This is a genomic window from Bacillus cytotoxicus NVH 391-98 (assembly GCF_000017425.1).
Classification (GTDB): Bacteria; Bacillota; Bacilli; order Bacillales; family Bacillaceae_G; genus Bacillus_A; species Bacillus_A cytotoxicus.
The window spans coordinates 584,354-599,016 of the sequence record NC_009674.1; the positions used below are offsets into that span (position 1 = coordinate 584,354).

The following is a 14,663-nucleotide window of genomic DNA, read 5'->3' on the forward strand; positions in this document are numbered from 1 at the left end:
AAGGAGGGAGAAAAATGGCTGAGGCACTTGTGAAACGAAAACTTGTGTTGGAAGGATTGGATTGTGCGAATTGCGCTATGAAAATCGAAAAAGGCATTGGAAATTTAGAAGGCGTATCGTCTTGTTCTGTCAATTTTGCAACGAAGACAATGGTTTTAGAGACAGAGAAAAATAAAGAAGGCCATGTTGTTACGGAAGCAAAACAACTCGTTACGAAATTAGAACCGCACATTAAAGTACGGGAAGAACAAAACAAAAAAAGCGTAAAAGAAGTATTGGTATTAAATGGGTTAGATTGTGCAAATTGCGCATTAAAAATTGAAACGAATGTAAAAGAAATGCCTGGTATTTCAACAGCTACAGTTGATTTCGTATCGAAAAAATTAAAAATAGAAGTTACGAATAAAAAAGAACTAGAAACAGTAGTAGCGAATGTAGAACATGTTGTTCATAAGTTAGAGCCAGATGTAAAAGTTGTTCGTGAGGGGAAAAAAGAACATCATCATGATCATAGCCATGGAGAAGGAAATGTAAAGAAAATGATTGTACGCTTAGCGATAGGTGGGGGATTAACAGCAGCAGCGCTTGCAGGACTACCACAAGCAATGAGTATTTCTCTTTTCATCATCGCATATTTACTAATTGGTGGGGAAATCGTGTGGCGCGCGGTAAGAAATATAGCTCGCGGCCAAGTGTTTGATGAAAACTTTTTAATGGCTGTAGCAACGTTAGGTGCATTTGCGATTGGTGAATATCCTGAAGCAGTTGCAGTTATGCTTTTCTACCAAGTAGGTGAATTGTTCCAAAGTATTGCAGTAAATCGTTCCCGTAAATCAATTACTTCATTAATGGATATTCGTCCTGAATATGCAAACGTTAAAGTCGGAAATGAAACAAAACAAGTCTCACCAGAAGACGTACAAATTGGTGATTATATTATTGTGAAACCAGGTGAGAAAGTACCGTTAGATGGGAAAGTAATTGAAGGAACATCAATGGTAGATACTTCAGCATTAACGGGTGAATCTGTACCGCGAGAAGTAGAAGTTGGGAATGAAGTATTAAGCGGTTTCGTAAACCAAAATGGTGTATTAACCATTGAGGTAACGAAAGAGTTTGAGGAATCAACAGTATCTAAAATTTTAGATTTGGTACAAAATGCAAGTAGCCGTAAAGCACCAACAGAAAATTTCATTACAAAATTTGCTCGCTACTATACGCCTGTTGTCGTGATTACAGCAGCTGTATTGGCATTTATTCCACCTCTTATTTTAGAGGGAGCTACATTCTCAGAGTGGATTTATCGTGCGTTAGTATTTCTTGTTATTTCTTGTCCATGTGCATTAGTCGTATCCATTCCGCTCGGATTCTTCGGTGGCATTGGCGGCGCATCTAAAAGTGGTATTTTAGTGAAAGGAAGTAACTATTTAGAAGCATTAAATGATGTACAACATATTGTTTTTGACAAAACAGGAACATTGACAAAAGGTGTTTTTAAAGTAACAAAAATGGAGCCAGCTGGCACGACTACGAAAGAGGAACTTCTTGAATATGCAGCATTCGCAGAAGTATATTCAAATCATCCAATTGCGCAATCCATTCGAAATGCGTATAGAAAGTCAGTTGATGAAAAAAATATTGAGGATTATAACGAAATTTCTGGTCATGGTACAGTAGTAAAAGTAAATGGAAAAGAAATTTTTGCCGGTAACGCAAAATTAATGAAAAAAGAAAATATTGAATTCCAGCAGCCAGAAACGGTAGGGACACTTGTTCATGTTGCTGTTGACGGAAGATATGCTGGGTATATTGTAATTTCAGATGAAGTAAAAGAAGATTCAAAACAAGCGATTCAGAAATTAAAAGAGCTCGGTATTAAGAAAACAGTTATGCTAACAGGTGATGCCAAACGGATTGGAGAAGCTGTTGGAAAAGAGCTTGGATTAGATGAAGTACATGCGGAACTATTACCAGAGCAAAAAGTAGAAGAAATTGAAAAAATTGCTGTGGCAAAACAGTCGAAAGAAAAAGTTGCTTTCGTTGGTGATGGTATTAATGACACACCAGTATTAGCGAGAGCGGATGTTGGGATTGCGATGGGGGGTTTAGGATCTGATGCAGCGATTGAAGCGGCAGACATTGTCATTATGACAGATGAACCTTCTAAAATCGCAACGGCTATAAAAATTGCCAAACGTACGCGTAGCGTTGTGTGGCAAAATATTATTTTTGCGCTTGGTGTAAAAGGTCTTGTGTTACTACTCGGGGCATTTGGAATTGCAACCATGTGGGAAGCTGTCTTCTCTGATGTCGGTGTTACATTAATTGCTGTATTAAATGCAATGCGTGCGCTTAGAGTAAAAAATTTATAAAGTAAAAAGAGGAGTGAAGAAAACTCCTCTTTTTACTTTTGGATATTTTTTGTAATTTGTTCCCTTACAGTTTGAATATACTTCATTTTATGATTCCAACATTCTTGACTTAAATCGACAGGATATTCTTCAGGATTGAGTGTTCGCATATATTCTTCCCAAAATAATGTTAAGCTGTTTGCAGTATATTTTTGGATATCTAGTATGTTAGGTAATTCATATACTCTATTTCCATCTGTGAAAATATCGTGATGGAGTTCGCGTGCTTCAAAATTTGTTACAAATTTACTAATATACGTATGGACAGGGTGGAACATTTTCAAACGCTTTTCTTGCCCAGGTTCTTCGGATTCTAATGCGATATAGTCTCCTTCAGCGTGATTGTTCATGCGATTGATAATTCGATAAACTCGTTTGAGTCCTGGTGTTGTAATCTTTTCTGGATTGGAAGAAATTTTAATGGTATCGTTTAATAGCCCTTGTTTATCTTCGATCGCGACAAGTTTATAGACGGCTCCTAATGCAGGTTGTTCAAAAGAAGTAATAAGCTTTGTTCCAACCCCCCAGACGTCGATTTTGGCTCCCTGAGATTTTAAATGCATAATTGTATATTCATCTAAATCGCTAGAAGCAATAATTTTTGTGTTCGTAAATCCAGCTTCATCAAGCTGTTTACGAGCTTCTTTAGATAAGTATGCCATATCCCCGCTGTCAAGACGAATGCCATAGAAATCAATGCGATCTCCAAACTCTTTGGCAACTCGAATTGCATTTGGTACACCAGACTTTAATGTATCATATGTATCCACTAAAAAGACGCATTTTTTATGTGTTTCTGCATATTTTTTAAAGGCAACGTATTCATCCCGATAGGCTTGAACGAAGGAGTGGGCATGTGTACCTGCTACAGGAATTCCAAATCGTTTGCCAGCACGAACGTTACTTGTGGAAGAAAAGCCGCCAATAAAAGCTGCGCGTGTTCCCCAAAGAGCAGCATCAAATTCATGAGCGCGCCGTGTTCCGAATTCTAATAGTTCATCATTACCAGCAGCATGCTTCATACGAGCTGCTTTTGTTGCGATTAATGTTTGATAATTTACGATATTTAATAAAGCTGTTTCAATAATTTGTGCCTCGCCAAGTGGCGCATCAACGCGCAATAAAGGTTCGTTATTAAAAACAACTTCACCTTCTCGCATGCTGCGAATAGTCCCTGTAAACTTCATATTTTGTAAATAACGAAGAAATTCCTCTTCAAATTGTAATTCAGTTAAATATGCAATATCACTTTCAGTGAAACGGAAATTTTCTATATACTCTATAATTTTTTCAAGACCAGCGAAAACTGCATAGCCATTTTCAAATGGGAGCTTTCGAAAATATAAATCAAAAACAGAACGGCGATTGTGAATCCCGTCTTTCCAATATGTATAAACCATATTGATTTGATATAAATCAGTATGTAAGGCGTAACTATCGTCTTTATAATGATTCATTGCGAAAAACACCTCCGTAATTTGGTTATAGTATACCAATTTTTTTATTTTTGTACCAAAAAAAGGATTTTTATTTTAATTATATATTCGAAGAAAATATAAAAGGGAATATTAAATTTTTTTAAAAAATTTAAATTTATCAATTTATATTTCTCTTAATTTTATGTATTATTAAAGTAGTGAGGGTAAATGAGAATGGAGGAGGACAGTGCAACAAACATTAGAGAAAATCGGCAAACAAGTTTTTTATAAACGACTGCAGCAAAAAATGACACAAGAAGAATTATGTCAGGGCATTTGTTCCGTCTCATATTTAAGTAAGATTGAAAATGGAAAAATCGAAGCATCGGAGGAAATCTTGCAGCTACTCTGCACAAGGTTAGAGATTGCCGTTTCAGATTTACGAGATGTAGAAGAAGAAGTGAAAGACAAATTGGATGAGTGGTTAAATGCATTAGTTCATTTAGATAAACCACAAGTTGAACGGATTTATAAAGAATTGCAAGAAGAAATGAATCAAGTTTTAGATTTTGAAATCATCAACTATTATAAATTACTTTATACACGTTATTTAATCATGAAACGAGATCTTCCAGCACTGGAAGAAGAGCTGGAGGAATTGAAGAAGGTGTATAAGAAGTATTCTCCGTTTCAGAAGTTGCTATATACGTATAGTAGGGCTTTAATGTACTTTATGAAGCATAGATATAAGGATTCACTTGAGTGTTTAGTTCAGACAGAGTTAATGGCAAAAGAACAAGGATATTATGAGACAGGTATTTATTATAACTTGGCACTTGTATATAGTTATTTAGAACTTGATTATATGGCTATATATTTTGCTAATATTGCATTAGAAGGATTTCGAAGCGAATACAAATTCCGAAACGTGATTAATTGTCAATTGATTATTGCTTTTAGTTACATTCGAAAAAAACAATATGATGAAGCTTTAGAAATGTATAATAATATTTCAAGAGAAGCAATTTCTTTTGCGGATAAAGACGTTATTACTTCAATAGTATTAAATAATCTGGGCTATTTATATTATCATAAAAAAGAGTATAAAAAAGCAAAAGAATATTATTTGCAGTGCTTACAGTATAAAAAAGAAAAAAAAGAAGAAGACCTTAATTATATTGATGCTGTATATGAAATTTCCTTACAATGTGTTCAATTACAAGAGTTTGAAGAGGCAAGAGAATGGATTGATAAAGGCATAATTGTCGCGAAAAAAGATGAAAGATACAAGGGAATGCTGTATTTATTATTAATACTTCAATATAAATACTTTGAAAAAAAAGAAGCGTACAAAAGATTTTTAGAAGCAGAGGCCATTCCTTTTTTTAAAGCAGAAGAAAATACGAAAGATTTAAAAAAGGTTTACTTAGAACTAGCTGAATGTTTCGAAGAATTATCAGAATTCCAAGAAAGTAGTCATTATTATAAATTAGCTGTGAAATTATTAGAAGAAGAAGGAGGAAAATAATATGAAAAAGGTGATTTTTGGTGGAATTGTATTGGCAGCATTGTTGATTGCGGTACTAGAACCTCAATATGGTTGGAGGCCAGATATGTCCATTGGAGAAGGAAATATAGTAGAAAAAGTAAATTTATAATACCATTGAGAAAGGCTCTTTTCAAACGAAAAAGGGCCTTTCTCAACATTTGTTCTCCAAAATTCTACAAAACTTGAGAAAGTAATTATTTGATTTTTTTGTATATTCATAGCGAAAACTTAATGATAATATAAAGCTACTCTTTTTAAAAATTTTTATTTAGGGGGAAGGTTGAATGAAAAAGAAGAGTTTAGCTTTTGTATTAGCAGCAGGGATGGCTGTGACGACATTTGGAGGGACGAGCTCTGCGTTTGCAGATTCAAAGAATGTGCTCTCTACGAAAAAGTACAATGAAGCCGTTAAATCGCCAGAGTTTGTAGCAGGTGATTTGACTGGAGCGACTGGAAAGAAAGCAGAATCTGTCGTGTTTGATTATTTAAATGCGGCCAAAGGGGACTATAAGTTAGGAAATAAAAATGCCGAAGATTCTTTTAAAATTAAAGAAGTGAAAAAGGATTCGGTAACAGATTCGACAGTCGTACGTATGCAACAAGTATTTGAAGGGACACCTGTATGGGGGTCTACTCAAGTGGCTCACGTAAGTAAAGATGGCTCATTGAAGGTGTTGTCTGGAACGGTTGTACCAGATTTAGATAAAAAAGAGAAATTAAGAAATACGAATAAGATTGAGGAGAAAAAAGCAATTGCCATTGCTGAACAAGACTTAGGGTTAAAACCAAAATATGAAGTAGAGCCCAAAGCTCATTTACATGTCTATCAAAATGGCGATGAAACAACGTATGCCTATGTTGTAAATTTAAATTTCTTAGATCCGCAACCAGGAAACTATTATTATTTTATTGAAGCAGAAAGCGGTAAAGTATTAAATAAATACAATACATTAGATCATGTAACTGAAGAAAGTAAAGTACCGGTTAATCAAGAGTTTACAAAACAAGAAAAAGGAGCTATCAAACCTGTAACGGGAACGAATGCAGTTGGGACAGGTACAGGTGTATTAGGAGATAAAAAATCAATAAATACGACATTATCTGGATCTACGTATTATTTACAAGATAATACGAGAGGGGCGCAAATTTTCACATATGATGCGAAAAATCGTTCTTCTTTACCAGGAACGTTATGGGCAGATGTTGATAATGCATTTCATGCAAAGTATGATGCAGCAGCAGTAGATGCTCATTATTATGCGGGCGTCACATATGATTACTATAAAAATACGTTTAATCGAAATTCTATTAACGATGCAGGAGCTGCGCTAAAATCAACAGTTCATTATGGAAGTAATTATAATAATGCTTTCTGGAATGGTTCGCAAATGGTATATGGAGATGGTGATGGAGTAACATTTACTTCGTTATCTGGTGGAATTGATGTAATTGGGCATGAATTGACACATGCTGTGACAGAATATAGTTCGAATTTAATCTATCAATATGAGTCGGGTGCATTAAACGAAGCGATTTCTGATATTTTTGGTACATTGGTAGAATACTATGATAATCGTAATCCAGATTGGGAAATTGGAGAAGATATTTATACACCTGGAAAAGCCGGAGATGCACTTCGCTCTATGAGTGATCCGACAAAGTATGGTGATCCAGATCATTATTCGAAACGCTACACTGGTTCTGGTGATAATGGTGGAGTTCATACAAACAGCGGAATTATTAACAAAGCGGCTTATTTATTAGCAAATGGTGGCACACATTATGGAGTGACAGTGAATGGTATTGGCAAGGATAAAGTAGGAGCAATTTACTATCGTGCAAATACGCAATATTTCACGCAATCGACTACATTTAGTCAAGCTCGTGCTGGTTTAGTACAAGCAGCAGCTGATTTATACGGCGCAAATTCTGCAGAGGTAACAGCGGTAAAACAATCATATGACGCAGTTGGAGTAAAATAAGAAAAAATAAAAAGGAGCGATATGCTCCTTTTTATTTTTTCTTCCATTTCCTCCATATATATATGATTCCGATGCAACTAGCAATTGTTATAATCCATTTTGCTTCATTCGTTCCATTCATAACATGATATGCAGAATATACTTCAATGAGCAATGCTGGTATTTTTCCGATTGTACTTGCAATGCTGAAGGATAATAATGATATTTTTCCTAATGCAGCAAATAATGTGATGATGCTTGATGGAATAAATGGAACGAGTCGAAATGATAAGACAAGAAAAAATGCTTCTTTCCCTTTTACGTAAAGGAGCCGCTTTATCTTTGGATAAGCATTTATTTTATCGTGTGTAAATTTTTGTAATCCTAAACGATAAAGATAAAATGAAACAATTGCACCTAAAGCTTCTCCTGTGATTGAAATCATTGTTCCATCTAGTAGACCGAATAATTGTATATTAATCGCTGTTAAAAATATGCTAGGGATGAGTCCAAGTAAGCTAATAACGATATTAAATAGAATACTAAGTGGAATGGCGATGGTATCATGCTCTTTTAATGTATCGTAAATAAGTTCGTCCATAGTGATAGATCCTTTATCTTTTTTAGCATTACACCATATTTCAGGAAGATAGGCAAGGGTGGATTTGTTGTAAAATACATAGTTTTTATTTTAAAAATTTGCAACATTATACCCCTTACGGGTATAATATATAAGGGGAGGGGGTATGTTGGTGGCCATTGCGTGAATCAAGAAAAGATGGTACCTAGAACAGATGAAGAAATTGAAAAAGTTGTAAATCGTTTAAAAAGAATTGAAGGCCAAGTGAGGGGCATTCAAAAGATGATGGAAGATAATCGCTATTGTATTGATGTATTCATTCAAATTTCTGCAGTGCAAAGCAACGTTAAATAAAGTTCGTTTTTCATTGTTAGAACGTTATGCAAATCGTTGTATAAAAAAGCTGTTCAAGAAGGAAATGGGGATGTATTTATAAAAGAGTTTTAATGAGAGTCAACAAACAGTTCTCGAAATAGAAAGGAGACGAACTGTATGGGGAAAACAAAACAAATAACAATTGGTATTGATGGAATGACATGTTCAGCTTGTTCCGCGCGGATTGAGAAAGTATTAAATAAGCTAGATGGTGTGGAAGCGAATGTGAATGTAGCAATGGAACAAGCGACGGTTCAATATGATGAAGAGGAACAAAATATAGAAGCAATTACAAATCGTATTAAGAAATTAGGATATGAAGTTCGAACGAAAAAAGTAAATTTTGATATTGAAGGTATGACATGTGCTGCATGTTCAAATCGAATTGAAAAAGTAATCGGCAAAATGGAAGGAATTGAAACAGTTACCGTTAATTTAGCTATGAACACTGCAACGATTGTCTATAAAGATGGTCTTCTTACAATAGAAGCGATTCTCGATAAAATAAAGAAATTAGGCTATAAAGGTAAACTGCAAGAAGACGTTGGATCGACGAAAAAAGAAGAGCAACTAAAAAAGAAAAGAAAACAACTGTTTCTTTCTATTTTATTGTCACTTCCCCTTCTTTATACGATGGTGGCACATTTGCCGTTTGAAACGGGAATACCAATGCCGCATTTTTTAATGAATCCATGGGTGCAATTATTATTTGCAACACCGGTACAATTTTATATTGGTGCACACTTTTATAGCGGTGCATATCGTGCATTGCGAAATAAAAGTGCAAATATGGATGTACTTGTTGTACTTGGTACATCGGCTGCATATTTTTATAGCTTATACGAAGGGATCAAAACAATACAGGAACCATCTTATTTACCTCAGCTTTACTTTGAAACAAGTGCGGTGCTAATTACACTAATACTTGTTGGTAAGTATTTCGAGGCGCTTGCAAAAGGAAGAACAACAGAGGCTATTTCAAAATTACTAAGTTTACAAGCGAAAGATGCCTTGGTTATTCGTGATGGAAATGAAATATTAATTCCTATAGAAAATGTTGTGATTGGCGATTCAATTATAGTGAAACCAGGTGAGAAAATACCTGTGGATGGTATTGTATTATCAGGTATATCCTCAGTTGATGAAGCGATGATTACAGGTGAATCTATCCCGGTTGAAAAACAAGTTGGTGATGCTGTAATAGGAGCGACAATCAATAAAAATGGTATTCTCACAATGCGTGCTGAAAAAATAGGGAAGGATACTGCCCTTGCAAGTATTATTAAAATCGTTGAAGAAGCTCAAGGGTCAAAAGCACCAATTCAGCGCATGGCAGATATCATTTCTGGCATTTTCGTTCCGATAGTAGTTGCGATTGCGATAGTTGCTTTTCTTGTTTGGTATTTTGCTATTGCTCCTAATGATTTACCACAATCATTAGAAGTCGCCATAGCTGTATTAGTAATTGCTTGTCCTTGTGCACTTGGTCTTGCTACGCCAACATCAATTATGGTGGGAACTGGAAAAGGCGCAGAGGCAGGTATACTTTTTAAAGGCGGAGAATATTTAGAAGCGACACATAAAATTAATGCTGTGTTACTAGACAAAACTGGTACTGTTACAAAGGGAAAACCAGAAGTTACAGATGTATTAAGCTTGCAAGATAATATGCTCGCATTTGCCGCTTCAGCAGAAAATGTTTCAGAACACCCATTAGCGGCTGCAATTGTTGAGTACGGGAAACAACAAGGAATTACACTCTTACCTGTAGAGGATTTTCGGGCGGCACCTGGACACGGTATTGAAGCTAGGATTGAAGCACAGTCCATTGTGATTGGAACGCGAAAATTAATGAATGAGCATGGTGTGAATATAGGTCAGTTTGAAGAGCACATGGCCGCTCAGGAAGCTGATGGTAAAACTGTTATGCTTGTAGCGATTGAAAATCAATTCGCAGGAATGATTTCTGTAGCAGATACAATTAAAGAAAGTTCAAAAGAAGCGATTCATGAGATGAAATCTGCTGGAATCGATGTATACATGGTAACAGGTGACAATCAGCGAACAGCAGAAGCAATTGCAAAACAGGTAGGAATTGAACATGTGTATGCGGAAGTGTTACCCGAGAAAAAAGCACGTATTGTGGAGGAATTACAGCATAACGGGAAACAAGTGGCGATGGTTGGTGATGGGATGAATGATGCTCCAGCCTTAGCAAAAGCCGATATTGGGATGGCGATTGGAACAGGAACAGATGTAGCAATCGAAGCAGCAGATGTTACTCTTGTCGGTGGGAACTTAAAACATATCCCGCAAGCAATTGAGCTAAGTACAAAAACAATGAAAAATATTCGCCAAAATTTATTCTGGGCTCTGTTTTATAATGCAATTGGTATACCAATTGCGGCAAGCGGTCTGTTAGAGCCTTGGGTAGCTGGTGCGGCGATGGCATTTAGCTCTGTGTCTGTTGTAACAAATGCTCTTCGTTTGAAACGTGTTAAAATATAAATAGAATGGAAACTAAAGTTCTTATTTTTATAAATACAAGAGGATATAGAAGGAGGAAATAAAAATGACTGTAACATTAAATGTAAAAGGAATGACATGTAATCACTGTAAAGCAGCTGTAACAAATACCCTTCAAGAGATAAATGGTGTAAGTCGTGTAGTAGTTGAGTTACAGGCAGGTACAGTAGAAATTGCATATGATGAAACGAAAGTAAATGTTCAGCAGTTAAAAGATGCAATTGAAGAACAAGGTTATGATATTGTATAGATATTCATAAAAAAACGTGTGGATTTTATCATTCTACACGTTTTTTTTATGAATTGACTTTTCGTGCAGTTACAATAATAATCATGGAAGAGGTGATAGAATGAAACGATTTGGCAACATATTGTTAAGTAGTTTACTGGCAATGATTCTTATATTAAGTGGATGTGCTGGGAAAGAGCAAAAGAAAGTAGAACAAAAAGGAAACAACTCAGCATCCATCGAAAAAGTGAGTGACAATATTTTAGACGAAATGGAAGGACCACCGAAAAATGGTCATACGATAGAAAGACATGTCGGTAAAACAGAAGAACAATTACAGGAACGTTTGCGTACTGATAAAGTATCTGCAGCAAGTACATATTATGATAAAGAAACGGCTACAAAAGCTGTAAAAGATAGTATAAAGCAACATGAGCAGGAAATTGATAAGTGGTTAAAGAACTCTAAAGAAAATCGTCTTGTCTTACATACAAAACATTCATTCCCTGTTGGAAAAACGGTATTAAAAAAGAATATGAGTGTAAAGGATAAACTTATGAATACAGTTACAGTTCTCGCAAGAGATAAATCAGGATCATTAGGTTTTAAAATAGTTACTTCCTACCCATCAGATAAATAAAAAAGGAGGGGCAATATGTATTCAACACTTCAATATTTTTTTAAAGCATATTGCACATTGAGCGTGCATGAAGAAGAAATAGCAGAGGCAATGAAAGAGTTTTTGGAGCAAGAAGAACAAGAAAATATTCAAAATTTACAAGAGGAGCTATTACATATATGTGAGGATGAAGCGTGGGAAGAAGGGTGTGTATTAGCTGCCAAGTATGGAAATCGTATATGGTCTTTAGAAGAAACGAAAAATCATTTGGAGATCTTCATGCAATTGTTGCATACGAAAAAGGCGTGATGAATCACGCCTTTTTATATACACTTTTTGAAATTTGACCATTTGAAATGACTTGCCCATCTTTTGTTACTTTTTTGTATGTAACGGCAGTAATTTTATTTCCAGTATTGCTGATGACTTTGGAGGAAACTTCCACATTCTTACCAGTTGGCGTACCGAAAATACGAGTCGTAATCCGGTTACCATCAGAGAATGCTTGAATATAAATATAATGCCCAGTATTATTTTTAAATTTTAAGTCAGGGCCGTAATCAGCTACAGCCGCATCTTGTCCGAGTGGTAAATAGTGAACAGGCATAGAATGATTACTACGAGCAACAACTCCTAAATCTGCACGTAGTACAGCTCCATATAAAGTACTACTTACTTGACAAACACCGCCCCCGGCACTTTGAACTACCTTTCCTTGTAAATAGACAGCAGCTGACTTATAGCCGTGTGCAGCATCTGTAATTCCGACACGTCCATTGAAACTAAATGTTTCATCTGGTGCTACAATTGCTCCGCTTAATGTATTGGCAGATTTATTTACATTAAAGGACTGGCTTCCATTTCGTCCAGTCATAGGCGTGGAATATTCTGCAATCACTTGTTTGATCCCCATATTTTGTATATCTTCTGTAGAACGTTCAGGTTTGATAGAAGCAATAGGAAGTTTGATGTTTTGTGTATTTGCAGCAATGGCTTGTTTTGTTAAGATTGCTAATTGCTCTTTATCAATTTTTTCACCGTTCTGGCTTTCGCTAATATTTACAGTAGTTCCTGAAATGTTTAATTCAGCATTAACAGGATTCTTTAAAGTTTCATTATATTTATCCTCCATAAAGGCTTCATAAGCAGTAGAGTTTAACTGTGGCTTCAGCTTATACTCGCGTTTTAATTCACCATGTATCGCCTTTTTTCTCATGTTATAACGATCTATAATGTTTCCTTGCTGTTCTTTAAAAATATTCGCAACGATATCTTTTTCTTTATATTCTACACCGAGATCTTTCCATGTGTATGTTTGTGTATTGTTTTCAAATACATAGTTGAGTGATTTTTTATTTAATTCCTCTACTTTCTGTTGCACAATTTTTTGAATATCTTGCTTATTTTTTCCATCCAGAGGAATCCCTTCAAATGTAGTATGTGGTAATGCAGTAGTATCTAGTTCTTTATTTAGTTTTGATATGTACTGATAGCCGCTGATTCCACCTGCACAAAGTAAGATACCACCAGTAATAGCAGAACAAATAAGGAATTGGTGCAGTTTCATTTGTTTTCCCCCTTAGTAATGAATGGATAACATGATATGTATTCTGTTTTTTACATAAGAATGATGCAAATAGCATTATGTATGTACCAGTATACTATTATTCTTATGAAAGTGTAATCTTTATATAAATAATGTTACAATTATGTAATAATAACCTATTTTTGGGAATTATTATCTATTAAGAATGGGGAAGGATAATTATAATAAAAAGGCTGCATAGAAAAGTTCTAGCAGCCTTTTTATTATAATTTTTTATGTTCACTTTTATTCGTAACCTCTAGATGTTTTTGTAAAGTAACAGATATATTTTGAACGCTCTTTTCATCAGGGACATAGTAATAAATACCATCTATATATTTATCTGATCCTTTTACTTGAAGCTTGTCCATTTTTAAATCTGAGCCCATTGAATGCTTTGTAATTGTCATCATGTCATCAAAAGTTAAATTCGTTTTTAAATCGCGATCAACGGCATCTAATAAACTGCCAAGTTTGTTAATAGAATTGATAGATAATGCTTTTTGAGCAATTGCTTCTAAAACAAGCTGTTGACGCTGCCCGCGCATATAGTCACTATCAATATGTCGAGTTCTTGCTAAGGCAAGTGCTTCTTCACCATTTAAATGCTGACGCCCTTTTTTGAGGTGGATTGCTTCTGCTTCATCTTTACTGTTTTGTTCTGTAAATTCTACTGGGACGTCCACAGTAATACCACCAAGTGAATCGACAATTTTGATAAAAGATGTAAAGTTAAATTTAACATAGTAATCAACCGGAACATTTAAAAAACGTTCGACAGTATCAATGGTACTATCAACACCACCAAATACATGGGCGTGTGTAATTTTATCTTTTTTATGGCGTGATTTAATATATACACGGGAATCCCGAGGGATACTAACAAGCTTGACTGACTTGTCATTTTTATTAATTGTAGCAAGTAGTAGCGCATCTGTACGTGTCGCTTTACCGTAATTTTTCTCGCGAATATCGCTCTCATCTACTCCCATAATAAGAACAGAAATATTATCTGTCATAGGTTTTACGGCTTTTTCTCGCTTATTTGATTTATCGCCTCGGTTTAATTCCAAGTAAGCATTATTCACAATAGATTTTGCTTTACTATATAGATGGAAGAAGTAGCTTCCACTTCCAAGCGTAACGATGAGTAATGGAATCACAATGAACCAAAGTAGACGTCTTTTTTTAGCGTGCTGCTTTGAGGTTCTACTATTTTTCTCTAAATCAAATTTCATTTGTTGCTCTCCTTTAAATTAATCAATATATTCTTCAGTAGCGTATATAGATAAGACACATAAAAAATATTGTACGCTAAATAGAGGAGATTGTACATGTATAAAAAATAGATATCGCGATTATTTATGAGGTATCTATTTACGTTTGTATTATTGTGTGCAAAAAATGAGG

Annotated in this window: 12 protein-coding genes and 1 pseudogene; 9 read left to right on the plus strand and 4 right to left on the minus strand. The window is 35.1% G+C overall.

The window, feature by feature from the left end:
• The first annotated feature begins 14 nt into the window (after positions 1-14).
• Entirely contained in the window at positions 15-2,372 is a 2,358-nt protein-coding gene (locus tag BCER98_RS02935) for a heavy metal translocating P-type ATPase (protein WP_011983621.1), read from the plus strand.
• A gap of 32 nt (positions 2,373-2,404) precedes the next feature.
• Here BCER98_RS02935 and BCER98_RS02940 read toward each other — a convergent pair whose 3' ends face one another.
• Positions 2,405-3,868 (minus strand): nicotinate phosphoribosyltransferase, encoded by a 1,464-nt coding sequence (locus BCER98_RS02940; protein ID WP_011983622.1) that lies wholly within the window; start codon positions 3,866-3,868, stop codon positions 2,405-2,407.
• A 208-nt stretch (positions 3,869-4,076) separates the two neighbouring features.
• Between BCER98_RS02940 and BCER98_RS02945 the strand changes: the two genes are divergently transcribed.
• The 3 genes from BCER98_RS02945 (at position 4,077) to BCER98_RS02950 (ending at position 7,360) form a co-directional block, all read left to right on the plus strand.
• Positions 4,077-5,357: a helix-turn-helix domain-containing protein gene (locus BCER98_RS02945; RefSeq protein ID WP_011983623.1), complete on the plus strand. Its 1,281-nt coding sequence runs from the start codon at positions 4,077-4,079 to the stop codon at positions 5,355-5,357.
• Position 5,358: 1 nt separating this feature from the next.
• On the plus strand, positions 5,359-5,487 hold the full coding sequence (locus BCER98_RS22065; RefSeq protein WP_140388385.1) for an NprX family peptide pheromone: 129 nt from the start codon (positions 5,359-5,361) through the stop codon (positions 5,485-5,487).
• Between the two features lie 175 nt (positions 5,488-5,662).
• Positions 5,663-7,360, plus strand: a complete 1,698-nt coding sequence (locus BCER98_RS02950; RefSeq protein WP_011983624.1) for a M4 family metallopeptidase — start codon at positions 5,663-5,665, stop codon at positions 7,358-7,360.
• Positions 7,361-7,391: 31 nt separating this feature from the next.
• Here the strand turns inward: BCER98_RS02950 and BCER98_RS02955 are convergent, their stop codons facing one another.
• Positions 7,392-7,940 (minus strand): TVP38/TMEM64 family protein, encoded by a 549-nt coding sequence (locus tag BCER98_RS02955; RefSeq protein WP_011983625.1) that lies wholly within the window; start codon positions 7,938-7,940, stop codon positions 7,392-7,394.
• A gap of 177 nt (positions 7,941-8,117) precedes the next feature.
• On the opposite strand from BCER98_RS02955, the pseudogene BCER98_RS02960 reads away from it, so the two are divergent.
• The 5 genes and pseudogenes from BCER98_RS02960 to BCER98_RS02980 all read left to right on the plus strand — a co-directional run bounded on the left by BCER98_RS02960 (position 8,118) and on the right by BCER98_RS02980 (position 11,977).
• Positions 8,118-8,395 (plus strand): annotated as a pseudogene (locus tag BCER98_RS02960) (metal-sensing transcriptional repressor).
• A gap of 16 nt (positions 8,396-8,411) precedes the next feature.
• The gene (locus BCER98_RS02965) at positions 8,412-10,802 is read left to right on the plus strand and encodes a heavy metal translocating P-type ATPase (protein WP_011983627.1); all 2,391 of its coding nucleotides are present in this window, start codon (positions 8,412-8,414) and stop codon (positions 10,800-10,802) included.
• Between the two features lie 64 nt (positions 10,803-10,866).
• Entirely contained in the window at positions 10,867-11,070 is a 204-nt protein-coding gene (copZ, locus tag BCER98_RS02970; protein WP_011983628.1) for a copper chaperone CopZ, read from the plus strand.
• Positions 11,071-11,170: 100 nt separating this feature from the next.
• The gene (locus tag BCER98_RS02975; protein WP_011983629.1) at positions 11,171-11,689 is read left to right on the plus strand and encodes an RNase A-like domain-containing lipoprotein; all 519 of its coding nucleotides are present in this window, start codon (positions 11,171-11,173) and stop codon (positions 11,687-11,689) included.
• Between the two features lie 15 nt (positions 11,690-11,704).
• Positions 11,705-11,977 (plus strand): hypothetical protein, encoded by a 273-nt coding sequence (locus BCER98_RS02980; RefSeq protein WP_011983630.1) that lies wholly within the window; start codon positions 11,705-11,707, stop codon positions 11,975-11,977.
• Between the two features lie 4 nt (positions 11,978-11,981).
• Here the strand turns inward: BCER98_RS02980 and BCER98_RS02985 are convergent, their stop codons facing one another.
• Together BCER98_RS02985 and BCER98_RS02990 are read right to left on the minus strand one after the other, a co-directional pair.
• Positions 11,982-13,235, minus strand: coding sequence for a VanW family protein (locus tag BCER98_RS02985; protein WP_011983631.1), 1,254 nt, complete (start codon positions 13,233-13,235; stop codon positions 11,982-11,984).
• Positions 13,236-13,477: 242 nt separating this feature from the next.
• Positions 13,478-14,491 carry an LCP family protein gene (locus tag BCER98_RS02990; protein WP_011983632.1) on the minus strand — a complete coding sequence of 338 codons (1,014 nt, stop codon included), beginning with the start codon at positions 14,489-14,491 and terminating at the stop codon, positions 13,478-13,480.
• Positions 14,492-14,663: the final 172 nt, after the last annotated feature.

Excerpts from the sequence above, each read along its gene's own strand:
- BCER98_RS02935 (WP_011983621.1), top strand. The coding sequence starts at position 15 with ATGGCTGAGGCACTTGTGAAACGAAAACTTGTGTTGGAAGGATTGGAT.
- BCER98_RS02940 (WP_011983622.1), bottom strand. The coding sequence starts at position 3,868 with ATGAATCATTATAAAGACGATAGTTACGCCTTACATACTGATTTATAT.
- BCER98_RS22065 (WP_140388385.1), top strand. The coding sequence starts at position 5,359 with ATGAAAAAGGTGATTTTTGGTGGAATTGTATTGGCAGCATTGTTGATT.
- BCER98_RS02950 (WP_011983624.1), top strand. The coding sequence starts at position 5,663 with ATGAAAAAGAAGAGTTTAGCTTTTGTATTAGCAGCAGGGATGGCTGTG.
- BCER98_RS02955 (WP_011983625.1), bottom strand. The coding sequence starts at position 7,940 with ATGGACGAACTTATTTACGATACATTAAAAGAGCATGATACCATCGCC.
- BCER98_RS02965 (WP_011983627.1), top strand. The coding sequence starts at position 8,412 with ATGGGGAAAACAAAACAAATAACAATTGGTATTGATGGAATGACATGT.
- copZ (WP_011983628.1), top strand. The coding sequence starts at position 10,867 with ATGACTGTAACATTAAATGTAAAAGGAATGACATGTAATCACTGTAAA.
- BCER98_RS02975 (WP_011983629.1), top strand. The coding sequence starts at position 11,171 with ATGAAACGATTTGGCAACATATTGTTAAGTAGTTTACTGGCAATGATT.
- BCER98_RS02980 (WP_011983630.1), top strand. The coding sequence starts at position 11,705 with ATGTATTCAACACTTCAATATTTTTTTAAAGCATATTGCACATTGAGC.
- BCER98_RS02985 (WP_011983631.1), bottom strand. The coding sequence starts at position 13,235 with ATGAAACTGCACCAATTCCTTATTTGTTCTGCTATTACTGGTGGTATC.
- BCER98_RS02990 (WP_011983632.1), bottom strand. The coding sequence starts at position 14,491 with ATGAAATTTGATTTAGAGAAAAATAGTAGAACCTCAAAGCAGCACGCT.